General features: G+C 52.0%; 12 protein-coding genes, 1 tRNA gene and 1 pseudogene. 8 read left to right on the top strand and 6 right to left on the bottom strand.

Translation table 11 applies throughout. The annotated features are described in order from the left end of the window. Window positions 1-16: 16 nt before the first annotated feature. Window positions 17-1,057, top strand: coding sequence for a substrate-binding domain-containing protein (locus tag ACS0RQ_RS04075; protein ID WP_039078051.1), 1,041 nt, complete (start codon window positions 17-19; stop codon window positions 1,055-1,057). Between the two features lie 63 nt (window positions 1,058-1,120). On the opposite strand, the gene ACS0RQ_RS04080 is transcribed toward ACS0RQ_RS04075, so the two are convergent. After that, window positions 1,121-1,714: a TetR/AcrR family transcriptional regulator gene (locus tag ACS0RQ_RS04080; protein WP_271849715.1), complete on the bottom strand. Its 594-nt coding sequence runs from the start codon at window positions 1,712-1,714 to the stop codon at window positions 1,121-1,123. Between the two features lie 114 nt (window positions 1,715-1,828). Here ACS0RQ_RS04080 and ACS0RQ_RS04085 point away from each other — a divergent pair, with 114 nt between their 5' ends. The 4 genes and pseudogenes from ACS0RQ_RS04085 to ACS0RQ_RS04100 form a co-directional block, all read left to right on the top strand. Then, window positions 1,829-2,413: an NAD(P)H-dependent oxidoreductase gene (locus tag ACS0RQ_RS04085; protein WP_271849716.1), complete on the top strand. Its 585-nt coding sequence runs from the start codon at window positions 1,829-1,831 to the stop codon at window positions 2,411-2,413. Window positions 2,414-3,087: 674 nt separating this feature from the next. Further along, window positions 3,088-4,797 carry a fascin domain-containing protein gene (locus tag ACS0RQ_RS04090; protein WP_334632664.1) on the top strand — a complete coding sequence of 570 codons (1,710 nt, stop codon included), beginning with the start codon at window positions 3,088-3,090 and terminating at the stop codon, window positions 4,795-4,797. A gap of 57 nt (window positions 4,798-4,854) precedes the next feature. Beyond that, entirely contained in the window at window positions 4,855-7,752 is a 2,898-nt protein-coding gene (locus tag ACS0RQ_RS04095; protein WP_271849718.1) for a LamG-like jellyroll fold domain-containing protein, read from the top strand. Window positions 7,753-7,893: 141 nt separating this feature from the next. After that, a pseudogene (locus ACS0RQ_RS04100) lies at window positions 7,894-8,034 on the top strand (type II toxin-antitoxin system TacA family antitoxin); the annotation flags it as partial. A gap of 73 nt (window positions 8,035-8,107) precedes the next feature. Here the strand turns inward: ACS0RQ_RS04100 and ACS0RQ_RS04105 are convergent. From ACS0RQ_RS04105 to ACS0RQ_RS04115, 3 genes are all read right to left on the bottom strand, one after another. Further along, the gene (locus ACS0RQ_RS04105; RefSeq protein ID WP_193794367.1) at window positions 8,108-10,297 is read right to left on the bottom strand and encodes a TonB-dependent siderophore receptor; all 2,190 of its coding nucleotides are present in this window, start codon (window positions 10,295-10,297) and stop codon (window positions 8,108-8,110) included. A gap of 469 nt (window positions 10,298-10,766) precedes the next feature. Beyond that, a tRNA-Phe gene (locus ACS0RQ_RS04110) sits at window positions 10,767-10,842 on the bottom strand. A gap of 105 nt (window positions 10,843-10,947) precedes the next feature. Then, window positions 10,948-11,667, bottom strand: coding sequence for a DUF554 domain-containing protein (locus ACS0RQ_RS04115; protein WP_271849719.1), 720 nt, complete (start codon window positions 11,665-11,667; stop codon window positions 10,948-10,950). Between the two features lie 495 nt (window positions 11,668-12,162). Here ACS0RQ_RS04115 and ACS0RQ_RS04120 point away from each other — a divergent pair, with 495 nt between their 5' ends. Beyond that, a complete protein-coding gene (locus ACS0RQ_RS04120; protein WP_110295763.1) occupies window positions 12,163-14,313 on the top strand; it encodes an ornithine decarboxylase in 2,151 nt (716 codons plus the stop codon). Between the two features lie 98 nt (window positions 14,314-14,411). Here ACS0RQ_RS04120 and ACS0RQ_RS04125 read toward each other — a convergent pair whose 3' ends face one another. After that, a complete protein-coding gene (locus ACS0RQ_RS04125) occupies window positions 14,412-15,110 on the bottom strand; it encodes a response regulator (RefSeq protein WP_039078043.1) in 699 nt (232 codons plus the stop codon). Next, window positions 15,100-16,737, bottom strand: coding sequence for an ATP-binding protein (locus tag ACS0RQ_RS04130; protein ID WP_169038830.1), 1,638 nt, complete (start codon window positions 16,735-16,737; stop codon window positions 15,100-15,102). The genes ACS0RQ_RS04125 and ACS0RQ_RS04130 overlap by 11 nt, the downstream gene beginning before the upstream one ends. 333 nt (window positions 16,738-17,070) lie before the next feature. Here ACS0RQ_RS04130 and ACS0RQ_RS04135 point away from each other — a divergent pair, with 333 nt between their 5' ends. Both ACS0RQ_RS04135 and ACS0RQ_RS04140 read left to right on the top strand, forming a co-directional pair. Continuing rightward, a complete protein-coding gene (locus tag ACS0RQ_RS04135) occupies window positions 17,071-18,435 on the top strand; it encodes a 2-hydroxycarboxylate transporter family protein (protein ID WP_039078042.1) in 1,365 nt (454 codons plus the stop codon). Between the two features lie 22 nt (window positions 18,436-18,457). Next, window positions 18,458-19,321, top strand: a complete 864-nt coding sequence (locus tag ACS0RQ_RS04140) for a fumarylacetoacetate hydrolase family protein (RefSeq protein WP_039078041.1) — start codon at window positions 18,458-18,460, stop codon at window positions 19,319-19,321. Window positions 19,322-19,331 lie beyond the last annotated feature (10 nt).

The raw sequence follows: 19,331 nt of genomic DNA on the forward strand, positions 1-19,331 counted from the left end.
TAACCGATGCATTGTCGTGAGAAAAACAAAACGCGTTACCATCACTGATATTGCCGCGCTGGCGGGGGTCTCAAAAGCCACCGCCAGCCTGGTTCTCAATGGACGAGGTAAAGAGTTACGCGTGGCGCAGGAAACCCGTCAGCGTGTGCTTTCGCTTGCTCAACAGCACCACTATCAGCCGAGCATTCATGCCCGCCTGTTGCGCGAGGATCGCAGCCACACGCTCGGCCTGGTGGTCCCTGAGATAACCAACCACGGGTTTGCCGCCTTTTCTCATGAACTGGAAAACTTGTGTCGTGAGGCGGGCTTGCAGCTCCTTATCTCCTGTACCGATGAAAACGCCAGCCAGGAGTCGGTGGTGGTCAACAATCTGGTCTCCCGCCAGGTGGACGGGCTGATCGTCGCCTCCAGCATGCTCAACGACGCCGATTACCTGAAACTCAGCGAGCAACTGCCCGTTGTGCTGTTCGACCGCCATATGAATAGCACGCCGTTGCCGCTGGTTATCACCGATGCGGTGACACCCACCGCCGATCTGGTTGAACGTCTGGCCCGTGCGAATCCGGATGAAATATACTTTTTAGGTGGGCAACCGCGACTGTCGCCAACCAAAGATCGTCTGGCGGGTTTCACGCAAGGGCTGGAGAGAGCAGGGGTGGCGCTGCGCCCTGAGTGGATTATTCATGGCAATTATCACCCCAGCAGCGGCTACGAAATGTTTGCCGCCCTGTGTGCGAAGCTGGGACGTCCGCCCAAAGCCCTGTTTACGGCGGCATGTGGGCTGCTTGAGGGGGTGCTGCGTTATATGAGTCAGCACCATTTACTGCAAAGTGATATTCACATTGCCAGCTTCGACGATCACTATCTCTACGACTCCCTCACCTTGAGTATTGATACCGTCGAGCAGAACATTCCGCGCCTGGCGTATGACTGTTTTGACCTTATCACCCAGTTGATTGAGGGCAATGAGCCGACCGAACAACAACGCATTTTGCCCGCCACACTGCGCCTGCGCAATGAACGTTTGAAAAACGCAGCGCCTGGTCAGGCTGGCTGATGTAACGGTAATGCGTGTCACCATTTTGATAACACAAGGGGAAGGGGCTTCCCCTTATGTTCGTCATTGCTGGCTGCCACGCACCATCGTCACGATCGCCTGCACCAGTTCATCCTTCGCCTGCTGCGCGCTGATTTTGCCAATCACTACCGCCCAGGATAACCCTTCTGCGGCACCGAGCATCGCCCATAGCGCGGGTGTTTGTAACGTATTGCCATTGCAGAAAGGGGTGAACAGCGCCCGGCATTTCTCGGTAAATGTCGTGGCGTACTCCTGACGGATTTGCTCCAGTTCAGGCGTGCCGCTGAGTGCGGCAATGACACTTGGCATTTCGCGCCCTGATAGCAGCACACACTCAATGTACGCATCGGCAATGACCGCCGCGAGCTTCTCCAGCACAGGTTCTGTCTGGCTAAGCTGTGTGTCCATACGTGCCGTCGAGCGAAGATCGTATTCCCGATAAAGTGCGGCAAACAGGCCCGAACGGCTGGTGAAATGATCATAAACCACCGGCTTTGTGATCCCGGCGCGTTCTGCGAGATGGCCGAGTGTCAGGGCTTCTGTGCCTTCTTCCCGAATGATCTGCCAGGCCACCTCAATCAACTGGGTATAGCGTTCCTGCCGTGATAAACGCTGGCGTGTGCTCTGACTGCCCATCGTAAAAATTCTCCGTTGACATGCTTATATACCAAAGGTAAGTTACTATTGGTAGGTTACCTTTGGTATATAGAGTACGTTTGCTTACGCCATCCCGCAACCAGGAGTCGCTAAATGCATGCTTTAATCGTCGTTTCTCACCCGGATACACACTCTCTGAGCCACAGTGTCGCTGCCGCCATGGCGAAAGGGATTACCACTCATCCGCAACATACCGCAGAGATTGTCGATCTCACCGCCGAAGGCTTTAACCCGACCTTCACCGCGCAGGACTTTGCCGCGTTCAAGCTTACCGCACCTGTCCCGGCGGATATTGTGGCAGAGCAGGCTCGAATTGATAAGGCCGATGCGCTGGTGCTGGTGTTCCCGGTCTACTGGTGGTCAATGCCCGCACTGCTGAAAGGCTGGATTGACCGCGTGTTTACCAACGGTTGGGCTTATGAAGAGACCGCCGAAGGAGAGGTGGTGAAAAAGCTGGGCCACCTGCCGGTCCATGTTATTGGCCTCGGCGCGGCAAGCCAGGGCGCCTACGACCGGCACGGCTTTACCGCCGCCTTTCACGCACAAATTGCCCACGGCATTTTTGACTACTGCGGTGCGCAGGTGAAAGCATCTGAGCTGCTATTAGTGCCGGAACTGGGAAGCGGGGAGGCGTATCTGGATAAAGCGTTGACGCTGGGGCATGCCGTTTTCGCATAGTTGTACGCTGTTTTGATACCGTCTCAAGGCCGTAGTTCACTCTGCTGCGGCCTTATGTTTGCTGCGAAAATATATGTTTTTAAATATGTTTATATTGTGGATGACCATCATTCCTGTAACATTCAATAATGTTATTTATTTTATTTTTTTACCGTTCAGGCGAAATTTGCTGCGTTAATATTAATAAAGTTACGTGCTGAATCGACGCGCACATGGTTTTTTTTTGAGGATTGACATTACAGATGTAAATTATTCTTTCTATATTGACTTCTTTCCTTTTAGTGCTTAACTATTACTAGCCAATATTTTTCCCATCCTGACATGCGTTGGTAACATAACCTGCTCATTATATTAAAAAGACCTGCTTGTGATTCATTTCTGAAAATGTATGGTCTGATAATTATCACAATACCCGTAAAGCATACCTAAGTTTGGATTGTTTTTTCTTATCTCTATTTAATCTTCCAGGTTAGTTGTTATTTAAGCCAGTCTAACATCGAAATTGTTTGATGCTGAAATATTAGGTATTTTGGTGTGTTAATTCCTGTGTGCCAGGAAAGATTCGTTTTTTAAATAACCCATTATTCTTCAATCAGTAAGGAGGGATATACCTTAATTTATTTTGCTCGGCTGTGAACGTCAGAATGTCATTCTAATTTCAAAAAAGGAACTACATGATGAGTACAGAACCGATTAAGATCGCGTTGAAAAAGAGTAGCGGACATTACGTTACTGTCGACAGTGGGGCTAATCTATTAGCGGCGACGAGTTCAACGTGTGGAAACAATGAAATTTTTCAGTTGGTTTACCAGCAAGACATGATCTTCGCTCTGCAAGCGTTTAATGGAAAATATGTGACAATTAAGCCGGGCGAAAGTAATTCATTAGCCGCAATAAGTGACTCGGTGGGGGAAAACGAAAACTTTGAGATGTTCAACTGGCATTCAGATGAGCAAATCGTCCTGCTGGCAGCGAATAAGATGTATGTCGATATCAAGGCCGCAGGTGCTATTTTGCAGGCCAACTCTCTGAATCCAACGGACGATGATATCTTCGAAATTATTCCCCTTGATCAATCCGGCAATCCGCTACCGCTCAACGAACCCGATACGCTGACGGAGCAACCTTCTGTACATGTGTTAAAAGCGGCTGCGGCAGGAAGCTCTCCTTCTGTGTTTACCGTCTGCTTTAGTGGCACCGCCTGTACTCGCGATGAGGGTGAGGTATCACGTCCTGGTAGTGATAAAAATATCTATTATCCGAATACGGGTAATATTCCGGTACGGATCCACAAAGAGATCAGCGGCTCATTACAGGCCGTCATGCCGAGTATTTCTGTTCGTGGTGTAGGTGAAAATGACTGGGCGGTTCCCCGCAACGACAGTGAACCGCTGGTCTTTAATGGACCACTTGATGCAGATTCCAGCCTGCTTAACTATGTAAAAAGCTACTCAGGCGGCGACCAGTATTCTTATGCCACTCAGCTTGATGGCTGGTCCGCCCCGGCACTGGCTTTGCATGGCGCTAACATCGCATGCAAAAGTGGCAAACAGCAGTTTAATTTTATCGGACACAGCCGGGGAGCCGTTGAGTGCATCATGGCGGCCTGGTTTATCTATGCCTACGGTTCGGAGCAACTCAAAAAAATCCCCATCAATATTTTTGCGATCGATCCTGTTCCCGGGACTGGCCAGTGGTACAGCATGCTTACGCAGCTTCCCCCCAACGTGGTGAATTATGTCGGTGTCTATGCCTGGGATATGTGCATACAACCGGGTGATAAACCCTTTATGGCACTGGTCCCTCGTCCCAACGGGCTCATGACAGGAAAAGACAATACCGCCAAAATCTACAACTCAGTTTTATGGTGGGACAGATGGAAATACATCGCGGATAACGCGCAATTGACCGACCCTCTGGAGAAAGGCAATTATCCGCAACCCGTGGGCTATACGCTGTACGCCATACGCGGCAGGCACAGCACCGTCGCGGGCAATTACACCGCAGACGCAAAATATGATGCGGCAAACGTATCGGCTTCGGTCGCACCCGTACCTGAGCTTATCTACAAAATGGCACGCGGTTATCTTACTCAGTGGGGCACCGTTTTCCCGACGGCGAGCGCCGTAGGTGAAGATGTTGTTCCGCTTCGACAGGCTATCAACACTGACCACCGCGATTTCGACGCGATGGGCGGAGGAGAGACACGAACCAGCTCTCTTCCCTACCGACCTTATGTGCGCAGAGTTTCTTCCATTTATGGAATCAACCCGGCAAATAGCTACTACATGGATAACGTTGTTGGCAACCCGCCTTATTCAATGGCCTACCCGGTCACGAATGAACGAACCGACTCCGGATGGGTTAAATGGACGTTTTTATAATTCAACGCCCAGCCAATTAACGGACATACCTGATTATCATTCACAGGAAAGATTATCATGAGCTATGCACTCAATTTAGTGGGAAATCCGTCTTATCTGTCTGCGCCAAATAGCACGGTTTATAATTTTGGCACAGGTGACTTTACGCTTCAGTGCTGGGTAAAAACCCGCGCATCCGGCACCGTTATTTCACGCAAAGCAACCGAAGGCGGTGCCGGTAACGGTGGTTTTTTGCTGGTCATTAAACCTGGCGGTCTGATTAAACTCGCGACGGATAATGGATTTGGCTTCTATGAAATTAATACGGTTGCCACCCATATCAGTGATGGAAACTGGCATTTTTTAACGGGTGTTCGTCAGAATAGCCAGCTCTCTGTCTATGTAGATGGCACGCTAGTTTCATCAAGCCCAAAAAACAATATTACACCACCTGTCAACGTGAATAACGCCTTGCCACTGTACATTGGGGCTACGGCGCAACGACAAGAACAATATAATCAATTTAATGGCGAGCTTGATGAAGTTCGTGTCTGGAATATTGCACTATCCGCAGCGCAAATTAGCACGCAAATGAATCAACCGCTGACTGGCACGGAGCCAGGCCTGGTGACTTATTACACTTTCGCCGGACAGAATGCGACGGACCAGTCACCGAGCCATAATAATGCGAGCCCCGTTGGCGCTGTCGCATATTCCGCCCCCGGCGTTTTTTCCGGTGAGGATATGCCTTTTATCGACCGGGTTGAACAGGCCGTTAAAGGCTATTTCAATCAGTTAAGCGGCCCGTCGTATATTCGTATTATGGATACGCCCCATATCTGGGGAATGGATTTCGGGCGGGATATTATGACCCAGGCCCGTAATCGACAAAGGGATTTCTCCCGGGCCATTGATGAAATCATTCAAAAAACCAAATTTCGTTGTGATGTGTCCTCACTAAATAGTCCGGACCCGGACTGGCAGCGGGTGATTTTTGGCGCCATTGATACCTGTTTAACTCAACGCATGGGCAGAACTCAGCCGACACAGTTCCGCTTCTTTTTTGGCCAGACCCCCACCACGCCGGTTGGCGAACCGGCTAACTATACCGAGTTTAAAGCGGGGCTGATTCGCCTGATTCAGGAGCGCGGTAAAGAGTGGGAAGTGATGCCCGAGATCTGGATGGGGCGGTTCTATCGGCTCGGTGCCGGGATCATTTCGGCGATTCAGGCCAAAGTGTTTGGTAGCGCGGTAATTGGTGTCGACGACACGAAAATGACGTGGAACCACACCAAAATTATCAGTATGGATGGCACGTCGGCGCTGGTTGGCGGACATAACCTGAATATGGATCTGTTTCGCAGCTATCCTCCCGTGCACGATGTGTCGGTGGTTGTCCATGGCAAGCCTGCTCAGGGGTCGCAGCTTTTCCTAAATCAAATGTGGGTATGCGGCAAAGACCTTATTACCAAAGAGACGCTGAACGTAAGCAACCTGAGCTGGCAAAACAAGGATAGTGATCCCACATTACCTCGCGACCCCTTCGTGCAACCTGAGGTTGCGGCTTATCTCGAGGCCCAGCAAAAAGCGATTATTGCCCTTCATAAGGGGGGCGTTCAGCCTGATGGCGGCGAACAGGGGGTAAACCATGAGGAGTACGCCCCGGCGAGCCTGGACATTCGCGATCAGGATTTAAAAACGCTGCTGGATCTGAAACTTCCGGTCTTCCCGCTACGTGTAATCTATACGAAATATGCCGGATTTGAAGAGTACAAACTCGCCACGCGTAATCTGGTGCTGGGGAAATACTGGAATGGCCCTGACCCGGCAACGAGCTTTCAGAAAGCGGCAGAGATCATGAAAGAACAGCTAATCAAGCATGCCAAAAAGACTATTCGTATGTCGCAGATGGACCTGGTGAGCGCATGGAAGAAAAACTGGTCCGATCATAAAGTTTGTCAGTGGCTGCTGGAGGCGTTACTGAATAATACGGCATTACAGGTGCAAATTGTCGTTTCGCCGCTGGATGCCGGAGCCGGCGCGGCGGGCGATCAATATTCTTTTGGTTCTGGTGCCTCCCGAACATTCGAGCTGATGGAGTATTACATGACGCATGATGCCGCCACGGATGCGCCCATTAGCGACCCTGGCGGTATACGTGCTAACGCCCTGAAACGTCTGCATATCGCGCCGCTGTATTACACGGACAAAGTCCCGGCGAACAAAACGCAGGAGGGGGTGACATACAAATGGCCAGATCTGAGCCCCGAAGGTTACACGGCAACCCTGAAACAGCCGCCGCTTTCCGTTGAGCCACCAGTGAAAGGTGTTATCGGCAGTGCCGCCTGGGCAGTGATCAACGCCAGTGGTTACATCTATTCCAAAGTGCCCTCGGCACCGGGCAACCACGCCAAAATTATGATTATCGATGACGAGGTGTATGTGGTCGGTTCCGATAATCTCTATCCAGGCTTCCTCTCGGAGATTGATTATCTTATAGAAGGGAAGGATGCGGTCAGCCAGATGATCAATACGTACTGGAACCCGCTGTGGCAATATTCCGGCCCCCACAGTATTTCGGGCTCAAGCGATATCCGCAGCAATTACCTCACGCTGATGGAACCGCTTGGGGTGAATGGCACGTTGATTTCCAGCAATCGGCAATATTTCGCCATCATGCAGGCCGATGGTAACCTCTGCGTTTATCAGGGCACACCCCATAATCAGGGTAAATATGTCTGGGGCAGTCAGAAAACGGGGCCGGGAGGACAGTTCTTTACAGTGGTGCAAGCCGACGGCAACCTCTGTACCTACTTCGGTACCATGGGTAACCAGGGGAAATACCTTTGGGGTACACAGCGGCTTGCCGATGGTGGCAAATTCTTCCTGATTATGCAGGATGACGGCAACCTGTGTGTCTATAAAGGAACCGGTCCGCAAGACCAGGGCGCATTTGTCTGGGGTTCGAAGAACTGAGTGTTGAATTGTCGAGCAAGAAAACTCAAACCCGCCCTCAGTGCATCAGGGCGGGTTTTTTAATGAGTCAGGTGTGCATGTAATAACGTTGACGTTACATCGTGTGTATTTAACGCTCAGAAAAAGAGAGGGCAATTAACTATGCCAGTTTCAAATAGCAATTCTGCTAAACGCGAAACGTTAAATTTACGCATCAAACCTGCGGAGCGGGAGCTAATTGATCGTGCCGCGAAAGCCGGAGGTAAGAACCGAACTGATTTCGTTCTTGACGCTGCCCGCGCTGGCTTCGCACGACTCAAAGGGTGAAGCTGCTCTTGGCAAAAACAGCCGTCCACATCGCAGGCGGCAGCGGCTATCAGAACAATACCGAGTAGTTCAGGCCGAAGGTACGACCGCGGCCTTTGTAGGTATACAGGTTCTCAGCACCGTAGGTTGGGCTATAGAGGCCCGGTGCGCGTTGTCCCCAGGCGGTGGTGTAATCTTCATCCAGCAGGTTTTCGACGCTAAAGCTCAGCTTGCCCACGGGCAGTACATAGCTGCCTAACAGGTCAACGGTGTTATAGCCATCGATGTGCTTCCCGGCTTCGTCAGAGAGATCAAAGGTCTGGGTACTTTGCAGACGCAGTGTCCAGTCGCCCGGCGCCCAGGTGACCCATGCGCTCATTTTCGACGGGCTTGCACTGTCGACCGTCAGCTTTTGCCATTTCCCGTCAACGCGGGTTTGCGATTTAATGGCGTTAAAGTTCGCGCCGGTGCTCCACTCGCTATCAGTAAAGAAGTAATCCACCTGGCCTTCAACACCATAAATACGACGCTGGTCATCTTCAATATTGATGGTCATGTCGGTTTTATTGATGTTGATGGTTTTGTCAGAAAGCGAGTAGTAACCGGCAATTTGGGTGCGCAGATTATCCCCGGTAAAACGCCAGCCCAGTTCATACGCATCGACTTTGATACCGTCGAGTTTTGAGTCGTTGACGTTCACGCTGTTGACCAGACGATAGTGTCCATTACTCAACTGGTAGGTGCCGGAGCCGTAGTATTTCGCCAGATCCGGGATCTCAAAGCCTTGTGAGAAGTTAAACCACAACTGCTGGCGATCCGTCAGATGGCCCAGAATGCCTGCGTTAAACAGCAGGTTGTTGTAATCGGTTTTCCCGCCCGGCACCGCGTCTGCTGAGGTGGCTCTGCCTGTGGCAATCGCCTGCTGCTGCGCGTAACCAATAAAGTCATCGACCCGGTTTTCTGTGTATTGATAGCGCACGCCGCCGCTCAGGGTGATAGCGGAGATGTCGTAGCTACTTTGCAGGAAAGGGGCGAGGTTGGTGATGCTGTAACCCGGATAACGCCCGACGTTCCAGGCGTTGTCCAGCTTCATGCCACCGCTGGCCGCCGCTTTGTTAAGGTCGAAAAATTGCTGGTTGGCGTCGAAAGTTTCATGTTCGGCATCCACGCCCCATGTCAGGGTTAAATCCTCCAATGGCTTGCTGTTGATGGTCAGCTTGCCGCCGTAGAAATCGGTCTTTTGCTGCGATGCGCCAATACTGGTCACCCGGCCGCCGGAGAGGGTAGGGAAGGGGTAGAACGTCAGGCTTTCATCACGGTAGTAAATCTGTGCGAGCAGGTCCTGGCCCCAGAAATCGGTGTTGGAATATTGCAGGTTGATCAGGTGGCGCTCGGTGCCCGGAATGCGGTCGGAGTCGAGGTTGTTTTTGTTATACGCATTGCCAGAACCGGTTACCGCCGAGAAGTTCTCGCCGAGGTACAGGCCGTGCTTACCGTCGGATTCACTTTTGTAATACTGAGTGGTGAGCTGCAACTGCTGATGAGCGTCGATATTCAGCGTACCGGTACCCATGACATCCAGGCGGTCTGAGTACTGCAGGCCGGTCTGGGTGTTATCAATATTGACCTCGTTGCCTTTGCCATCATACCAACCGCCAAAGCGCTGATACGCCACCGACAGGCGTCCGGATGCATTGTCGTTGCCGCCGCTGACCGCCGCCGCGACGTTTTCGTCATTATCGTTATGGCTGTTAAAGCCCGTCTTCATGCCAGTCTGAAACTCGACTTCTGTTTCCGGCTGGCCTTTTTTAGTCACGATATTGATCAAACCACCGGTACTGCCGCCGCCATAGAGGGAGGTTGCGCCGGAGATAACTTCAATACGGGCGATATTAAATGGATCGATTGAATCCAACTGGCGGCTGTCGCTGCGCGAGGAGTTTAAACGTACCCCGTCGACCATCACCATCATCGAACGACCACGCATATTCATACCGTAGTTGGTGCGTCCCTGGCTGCTGACATCCATACCGGGAATCAACTGCGCCAGCACCTCTTTAAACTCTTTACCGCCCTGAACCTGCTGTTCAATTTCTGCCTGTTCAATGACCCAGGTGGTCTGCGCCATGTCGGTAATGCTGTGATTCGCACGGCTGGCGGCCACCACCAGTGTCTCTTCTTTTTGACCTTCAGCTGCGGCATTAGCATTTAACATCATCAGTAAACAAGGACTTAACGTCCAAAAGTAACGAGGTTTCATTATTGTGGTAATCCTGATTAATCCAAAGGTACGGCGGCGTTGATTCTCCCGTGCCGCAAGCGCATCACCTCAGTGGTGATAGTGATTATCAAGATGATATGAATTATCGTTACCATGTAAACAGTTTATGTTAAAAAATATTTCTCTAATGGCATGATTTTTATGTGGTTTATGGTGCGGGAATGGGATGTTGGCGGGTCTTTAGAGTTCAAGGGGGGATACTCCCCCTCACACCGATTTTCTGCCTGAAGGAGAAGGGGAAACCAAAAGCAAAAACCCAGCCATAGGCTGGGTTCTCTGAATAAGTGGTGCCCGGACCCGGACTAACGCCGGAGGCGTTGAACAGCGCGCGTGTCGCGCTGGCCCCGAAGGGGTGAGCCGCTTGCGGCGAATAATCGAACGGAGTTCGATGGAGAGTCCGGTTGCAGAAAAGCAAAAACCCAGCCATAGGCTGGGTTCTCTGAATAAGTGGTGCCCGGACTCGGAATCGAACCAAGGACACGGGGATTTTCAATCCCCTGCTCTACCGACTGAGCTATCCGGGCAACGGGGCGCATTAAACCCGATCCGCCTCGCCTCGTCAACGAAATTTCTTCAAATCGTTGCAGACTGCACAATCTATCACCACTTTGCTGATGATGCACGCGAACTCAGGCAAAAAAAGTGGTCCACAGGGCAGAGAGCGGCATCGCAAGTGCCAGTGCAGGCAGCATATTCGCCACCGCAAACATCTTAATTCCACAAATCCTTAGGCCCGTAGCCAGCAATAGCACGCCGCCTACGGCAGTGAAATCACCCATCATCGCGGGTGTGGTCAAAGGTAAAATAAGCGTGGCGCAGGTAGCGAGCGTCAGTTGAATAATAAGCATCGGTACGGAGATGAACGCGACGGCAAAACCTAACGAAGTCGCGAATATCACCGCCGTGAAAAAATCGAGAAATGCTTTGGCAATCAGCAGGCTTGGGTCACCGGTCATCCCCTCACGCATGGCGCCGAAAATCCCGGTACCACTGGCGCAAAACAAAATGATAATCGCCACCAGGCTTTGGATAAACGATTCGTGAGCATCCAGCGCATGGCTTGCTGAACGGCGCTTTTGCACTAATTTACGTAAACCGTTCACCGCGCCGCTGATACCGCGCTCCACATAACAGAGTTCACCTATCAAGGTGCCAACCAGGGTTGCAAGCACCATAACGGGCAGATTGACGCATTTAATCACCAGCAAAATGCCGATGCCCAGCGAGGCAAGACCAAAGATCGAGGGCATTGAGGAGCGAACCCGCTCCGGTAAACGGTGGCTCAGCAGTGCACCAATCGTTCCCCCCAGCAAAACGGCGGCGGCGTTGATATAAGGTCCTGTTAACACGTTTTTTCTCCAGAGGTTTTGCGAACACAACTGCATAGTATGACGCAACGAAGCACATTATTATGCCCGATTAATGCGGGTAATAACTGTATTTAGCTTTTGAATATAATCACTTATGGAAATGACTGAAAAGGCAATTGCATTATGTTGCATTTGGTCTTCGCTTCGTTGGTTGCACCTGCGAAAAAATGATGACATGATTGCGCGAATTTTCTTCACAACCTCACGGGGACACCTGAAATGACGCAGATTTTATCGCTCATACAGAGACGCCGCGCCACGCTGCGTACGTGCACCCGTTCAGTTTTATCCCATACTACACTCACCATGCGGTGAGGCTACCGTACGCTCACTTCAGGACAACATTAAAATCAGAGTGTATCTGCTTTTACTGATGTCTGGCGGTCGGAGCGGGTTCCAGTCAGACACGTTCGTTGGGTAAGGCGCCTGCTTTGCCCGGGGCCTTTTCTTCCCCTGAAACGGGTATCTGTGCTTATGAAAACAATGAAAATTGCCGTCAGCCGCGAGCTGATCTCCACCCTGTCTACCCACCGCCAGATGGTGACGCTGGACAGTACCGATTTTACGGATGTGGCGGCAGTCGTCATTACGCTGGCGGAAAGCCGTAGCGGCATTCTGGCCTTGCTCAAACGGACGGGCTTCAACGTGCCGGTATTCTTATTTGACCAGACGTTGGAAGAAACACCGGACGGCGTCACGGCGGTGATTAATGGCAAAGAGCAGGACTGGCTGGAGCTGGAGACCGCCGCCTGTGATTATGAAGATAATTTGCTGCCGCCGTTTTTCGATACGCTACGTCAATATGTCGAGATGAAAAACGACACCTTCGCCTGTCCTGGTCATCAGCACGGTGAGTTCTTTAAAAAGCATCCCGCGGGCCGGCAGTTCTACGATTTCTTTGGGGAAAATGTTTTTCGCGCCGACATGTGCAATGCCGACGTGAAGCTGGGGGATCTGCTGATTCACGAAGGCTCCGCTAAACATGCGCAGAAGTTTGCGGCGAAAGTGTTCAACGCAGATAAAACCTACTTTGTGCTGAACGGCACTTCTGCCGCGAATAAAGTTGTTACCAACGCGCTGCTGACGCGTGGCGATCTGGTGCTGTTTGACCGTAACAACCACAAATCCAACCACCATGGCGCGCTGATTCAGGCCGGGGCGACGCCTGTGTATCTGGAAGCCTCCCGCAACCCGTTCGGTTTTATCGGTGGCATTGATGAACACTGTTTTGATGAAAAATACCTGCGCGAACTGATCCGCGAAGTAGCGCCGGAAAAAGCCAACCAGCCGCGCCCGTTTCGTCTGGCGGTGATCCAGCTCGGCACCTATGACGGCACGATCTATAACGCCCGTCAGGTGATCGACAAAATCGGCACCTTGTGTGACTACATTTTGTTTGACTCGGCATGGGTGGGGTACGAACAGTTCATTCCGATGATGGCCGACACGTCGCCGTTGCTGCTGGAACTCAATGAGAACGATCCGGGGATCTTCGTTACCCAGTCCGTGCATAAGCAGCAGGCCGGTTTCTCGCAAACCTCGCAGATCCATAAAAAAGATAATCATCTGCGCGGCCAGGCGCGTTTCTGCCCGCATAAGCGCCTGAACAACGCCTTTATGTTGCACGCCTCGACCAGCCCATTCTACCCGTTGTTTGCGGCACTCGACGTGAACGCCAAAATCCATCAGGGGGAAAGTGGTCGCCGCCTGTGGGCCGAGTGCGTAGAAGTGGGGATCGAGGCGCGCAAATCGATTATCGCCAACTGCAAAATGATCCAGCCGTTCGTGCCGCCGGTCATTGCCGGGCGACCGTGGCAGGATCATCCGACAGAGGTCATCGCTCGCGAGCGTCGCTTCTTTAGCTTTGAGCCCGGTGCAAGCTGGCACGGTTTTGAAGGTTACGCGCAGGATCAGTACTTTGTGGATCCCTGTAAGCTACTGCTCACCACGCCGGGCATCGATGCGCAAACGGGTGAGTACACTGAGTTTGGTATTCCGGCGACGATCCTCGCCAACTACCTGCGTGAGAACGGCATTGTGCCGGAAAAATGCGACCTTAACTCTATTCTGTTCCTGCTGACCCCAGCGGAAAGCACAGCGAAGATGGCCCATCTGGTGGCCATGTTGTCGCAGTTTGAGCGTCACATAGAAGACGATACGCCGCTGGCAGATGTGTTGCCGACCATCTACAACAAGTATCCGGTGCGTTATCGTGACTATACACTCCGCCAGCTCTGTCAGGAGATGCATGATCTTTACGTCAGCTTCGATGTGAAAGATCTGCAAAAAGAGATGTTTCGCAAGGCGAGTTTCCCGGCGGTTGCCGTCAACCCGCAGGATGCCCATCAGGAGTATATTCGCGGCAACGTGGAGCTGGTGCGCATCAGTGAGGCGGAAGGACGGATTGCGGCAGAAGGCGCGCTGCCGTACCCGCCTGGCGTGCTATGCGTGGTGCCTGGTGAAGTGTGGGGCGGCGCGGTGCAGCGCTACTTCCTGGCGCTGGAAGAGGGCGTCAATTTGCTGCCAGGTTTCTCGCCGGAGCTGCAGGGGGTCTACTCCGAGACAGATGCCGATGGGATTAAGCGCTTATACGGCAATGTGTTGAAACAGTCCTCTGCGGTCTGATGCCCTCACCCCAGCCCTCTTCCACAGGGAGAGGGCGGATAGCCCGGATGCTGCTTACTAATCCGGGATACGTTCAGGTGAGGTGAAAACCGCGAAACCTATACCCCTTCGCCCGCACGGCGGTACATCCTGCGTGGATGCCCAATCTTGCCATATTGCATCTCAACCGATAAAAAACCGGACTCCACGCCGTGCTCCAGGTAGCGGCGGGCGGTGGTCTTACTGAGCCCCGTCTCCGTCACCACTTCATCCACGGAAAAACAGCGCTCACCCGCATCGGCAAACAGGGTCTGTACGCGAGACAGCGTATTCTCCTCGATCCCTTTACTGCCGTTATCCAGCTTGTAGTTCTTTGCCTGCAACTGATACAGCGAATCCACGTTCTGCTGATCGACGATCTTCCACACCCGTTGCTGCTCGGTGAACTGCACAAAACGTTCCAGTGACTGGCTCAGACGTTTCCACGACACCGGTTTAAGAATGTAATCAAACGCGCCGTTGCGAATCGCCTGGCTACAGGTATCCATGTCACTGGCGGCGGTAATGAAAATAACCGAACAGTTGGCGCGAATGATCATCGGGTCGCTAATCAGCGTAATCCCTTTGCCATCCGGTAGATAATTATCGAGCAACACCAGTTGTGGTTGCTTACTGGCGAGCAGCGCCTTCGCTTCTGCCAGGGATGTGGCGATGCCCACCAGCCGCAATCGTGGATGCTTACCAATCAGTTCTGCATGGAGCTGCGCCAGCTCGTTTTCATCTTCTACTATCAGCACATCTATCTGTTCATGTCGCATAATTCTGATCTTCCAGAGTCGGAGCGGGGCGTTGTATCTGACCCGTTTCCGGAATAAATAAAGAGAAAATCGTTCCGCGCGGCGCGTTATCAGAAACTTCAATGGTGCCGCCCACCTGCGTGACATAGCTGGAGATCAGATACAGGCCGATGCCATGATCGCCGTTGCGTTTCGTTGTCATCCCTCGGTCAAAAATACGATCCCGAATGGACGGGTCGATCCCGATGCCGCGATCTGCCACTTCAATAATCAGCTCGCGCTCATTTTGCAGGATCAAGACCTCAACGGGCTCGTGCGGCAACGCGGCGCGTTGCGTTGCTTCAATGGCGTTATCCAGCAGGTTACCAATAATCGATATCAGTTCGGCTTCCACCAGCAGGTGCGCGGGGCGCGACATCTGGCAGCCAGGGTCAAAAACCAACTCTACCCCTTTTTCCCGGGCGCGGGCCGCTTTACCCAGCAGCAAACCGCACAATGTAGGGGAGCTAAAACGTGACGAAATAAAGTCGAGCAGCTCCTGCGCATGCTCCGACTGGGCCTGAAGATAACGAATCGCCTCGTCGTAGCGTTCCATATGCAGCAGGCCGGAAAGTGTCGTCATCCGGTTAAGCTGCTCGTGGCGCATGATACGCAGGTTATCGACATAACGTTTCACCTGGCTCAACTGGGCGCTGAGGCTGTCGATTTCATTACGATCGCGAAAGGTAATGACCCAACCTTGAAGCTTATCTTCCAGCATAATGCGCACACGGCTGGCAATGACCGTCGCGTGATTAAAACGGCAGATCTCATCATGTGTATCTTTCGCCAGCATCGCACTGCGGGAGAAAAAGGGCACGGCCGGAATCACGTCCGTGATCAATTGCCCCCGCAGTTCGCGCGTGGGTTGGCTCAGATTGAGCAATGTTCTCGCGGCCTGGTTTATCACCTCGATGCGCAGATTGCTGTCGATGGCGATCACCCCTTCGTAAATCGACTCCATCATCGCTTTTTGCTGGCGCACCAGCAGGCCGATTTCTCGCGGCTCCAGTGAAAAGATCTGCTTCTTGATACTGCGGGTAAAGAACCACGAGAAGATAAACAGCGCCGCTAACAACAGTACGGCGGCAATAAAGATATTGATTGCCTTGCCGAGGGTGATGGTATCGAGATAGCTGGTCAGATAACCCACGGAAACAATACCAATCACCTTGCCTGCGTCATTGAATATCGGTGCTTTACTGCGTAAGGAAATACCCAGGCCGCCCTGGCGGATAGTGGTCAGGCTTTTACCCTGCAACACTTCCTGATTATCGCCCCCGACCAGCGTCGTCCCCACCCGATCATCATAAACTGAATGAAATAGATGAATGCCTTTATCATCACCAATGACAATAAAACTGGCATCGCTGCGATCGACTACTTGTTGCATAAATTCTGCAATCGCGGGAATATCTTTTTCAGCAACAGACTTGCGTAAATTCGGAATTATCGCTATTTCTTCAGCTTGTATTTTTGCTCGCGTACTCATTTCCTGATAAAGCTGGCGACCAACATCGATATAATAATAACCACCCAGTAAGATGAACAAACCGGAGAAAAACAGTACCAGCGAAATAAAGAGCTTAATCTGGAAGGAAACTTTCATAGTGTGGTACGCACAGAGCAATAAAAACGGTAATGTAACATCTTTCCTGTTGACAGTGGCGAGTTTACTGGAAACTTGTGATCCCTTGCACACCTGATGCTGACTGGCGATGCTAAAGAAACAAAGACTTTCTGGAAATGTTATTAACTTGTTTTTTTATTTAAAAAAACCATAAAAACCACGGAAATAATTACGGCATTAATCACACTAAATTAAAGAAACCATAAAAACCATAGGTGCCATTAAAACTTCGGTTTTATTATGCTGCGCCTCACATAACGTAAAAACCTGGCCCTTTAAGCTACAAATGCAAAATAACCAAGGGGCTTAATTATGAGCACAACTGACGATTCTTTTTCTATTACCTCTGAGTCACTATCGATTCAAAAACCATCATTGAAAGACAGATGGTGGCACATTATGGATACCTGGAAAGTCGGGATTATTCCATTGCCGTTGTTTTTACTTGCTGGTGCATTAATCGCCATCGATTGTCTGGGCGGTAAATTACCCAGCGATATCGTTGTGATGGTCGCAACACTGGCGTTTTTCGGCTTCGCCTGTGGTGAGTTCGGTAAACGCCTGCCGATTATCGGTAAACTGGGTGCGGCGGCGATTTGCGCTACCTTCATCCCTTCTGCAATGGTCTATTATGGCCTGCTGCCGGATGTGGTTGTCGAGTCCACCACCAAGTTCTACAAATCCACTAACATTCTGTACCTCTACATCTGCTGCATTATTGTCGGCAGTATTATGAGCATGAATCGCACCACGCTGATTCAGGGCTTCCTGCGTATTTTCTTCCCGATGCTGTGTGGCGAAATCGTCGGCATGCTGGTTGGGATGGGCGTGGGGCTGCTGCTCGGTCTCGAACCGTTCCAGATCTTCTTCTTTATCATTCTGCCAATCATGGCGGGTGGTGTGGGTGAAGGCGCCATTCCGCTTTCTATCGGTTACGCCACCATTCTGCATATGGATCAGGGCGTTGCGCTGGGTCGCGTACTGCCGATGGTAATGCTTGGCGGCCTGACAGCCATCATTATCTCTGGCTGTCTGAACCAACTGGGTAAACGCTTCCCGCACCTGACCGGTGAAGGCCAGTTGATGCCGAATCGTGATAACACCGATGAGAAAGCCCCTGCTACGCCTGCGTTCAGCGGTAAAGCTGACGTCACCACTATCGCATCCGGTGCGCTGCTGGCCGTGCTGCTGTACATGCTGGGTATGCTGGGCCACAAACTGATTGGTCTGCCGGCGCCGGTTGGCATGCTGTTTATGGCGGTGCTGGTCAAACTGGTTCACGGCGTATCGCCGAAGATCCTCGAAGGTTCTCAGGTCGTTTACAAATTCTTCCAGACCTCTGTGACTTACCCAATCCTCTTCGCTGTGGGCGTGGCTATCACCCCGTGGCAGGAGCTGGTACACGCATTCACCCTCACTAACCTGTTGGTGATTGTCAGCACCGTGTCCGCGCTGGTCGCCACGGGCTTCTTCGTAGGTAAAAAAATCGGTATGCATCCGATTGATGTCGCCATCGTCTCCTGCTGTCAGAGCGGGCAGGGTGGCACCGGGGATGTTGCCATCCTCACTGCAGGTAACCGTATGAGCCTGATGCCGTTCGCACAGATCGCTACCCGTATCGGCGGCGCGATCAACGTCTCGGTATCACTGCTGGTTCTCGGCAACTTCCTCGTCTGATTCATGTGTTACAGGAACTGATATGAAACTCGCAAGCTTTGTCCATCAGGGGATCCGTAGTTATGGGATCGTGAAGGCGGATGGTGTGATCAATCTGGGACGCCGTCTGGGCGATCGTTACAGCGATTTGAAATCGTTGCTCGCTGCCAACGCGTTAAATGAAGCGCAGCAGTTGTCTGGTGAAAAACCGGATCTGAGCTTCGATGCGCTGGAATTTCTGCCGGTGATTGATAACCCAGGGAAAATTCTTTGCGTCGGCATGAACTACGCCGACAAACGTAAAGAGTTTGATCAGCACAACCCGGCACCGACGCTGTTCGTCCGTTTTGCCGATTCGCAAACCGGCCACCAGACCCCGGTACTCAAACCGCGTCACTCCAGCGAGTTTGATTACGAAGGTGAACTGGCGGTGATCATCGGCAAAAGCGGAGAGAACATCTCCCGTGAAGAGGCATTGAGCCACGTTGGCGGTTACAGCTGCTATATGGACGGTTCTGCACGCGACTGGCAGCACACCTGGTTTACCGCCGGTAAAAACTGGCGTCAGACCGGTGCGTTCGGTCCGTGGATGACCACGGCGGATGAGATTCCGGATCCGCACAGTCTGGCGATCCGCACCTGGCTGAATGGCCGCATGGTGCAGGAAGACAACACCGCCAGCATGATCCACAAAGTGGCGGAGCTTATCGAGTACATCAGTACCTTCACGCGCCTGAATGCTGGCGATGTGATCATCACCGGTTCACCGGGTGGCGTTGGCAAAAAACGGAATCCACCGCTGTTCATGAACGCGGGCGATCGCATCGAAGTGGAGATCGAGAATATCGGTCATCTCAGCAATGTGATTATGGACGCGCCAGCCTTATCGCTGTCGCCCATGCACTAAGGAACGCGGC

Source organism: Phytobacter diazotrophicus (assembly GCF_052061655.1).
GTDB classification, from domain to species: Bacteria; Pseudomonadota; Gammaproteobacteria; order Enterobacterales; family Enterobacteriaceae; genus Phytobacter; species Phytobacter diazotrophicus.

What these genes read in the sequence shown, in the direction of transcription:
- ACS0RQ_RS04140 (WP_039078041.1), top strand. Translation starts at nt 18,458, where the DNA reads ATGAAACTCGCAAGCTTTGTCCATCAGGGGATCCGTAGTTATGGGATC.
- ACS0RQ_RS04120 (WP_110295763.1), top strand. Translation starts at nt 12,163, where the DNA reads ATGAAAACAATGAAAATTGCCGTCAGCCGCGAGCTGATCTCCACCCTG.
- ACS0RQ_RS04105 (WP_193794367.1), bottom strand. Translation starts at nt 10,297, where the DNA reads ATGAAACCTCGTTACTTTTGGACGTTAAGTCCTTGTTTACTGATGATG.
- ACS0RQ_RS04085 (WP_271849716.1), top strand. Translation starts at nt 1,829, where the DNA reads ATGCATGCTTTAATCGTCGTTTCTCACCCGGATACACACTCTCTGAGC.
- ACS0RQ_RS04090 (WP_334632664.1), top strand. Translation starts at nt 3,088, where the DNA reads ATGATGAGTACAGAACCGATTAAGATCGCGTTGAAAAAGAGTAGCGGA.
- ACS0RQ_RS04125 (WP_039078043.1), bottom strand. Translation starts at nt 15,110, where the DNA reads ATGCGACATGAACAGATAGATGTGCTGATAGTAGAAGATGAAAACGAG.
- ACS0RQ_RS04130 (WP_169038830.1), bottom strand. Translation starts at nt 16,737, where the DNA reads ATGAAAGTTTCCTTCCAGATTAAGCTCTTTATTTCGCTGGTACTGTTT.
- ACS0RQ_RS04080 (WP_271849715.1), bottom strand. Translation starts at nt 1,714, where the DNA reads ATGGGCAGTCAGAGCACACGCCAGCGTTTATCACGGCAGGAACGCTAT.
- ACS0RQ_RS04135 (WP_039078042.1), top strand. Translation starts at nt 17,071, where the DNA reads ATGAGCACAACTGACGATTCTTTTTCTATTACCTCTGAGTCACTATCG.
- ACS0RQ_RS04095 (WP_271849718.1), top strand. Translation starts at nt 4,855, where the DNA reads ATGAGCTATGCACTCAATTTAGTGGGAAATCCGTCTTATCTGTCTGCG.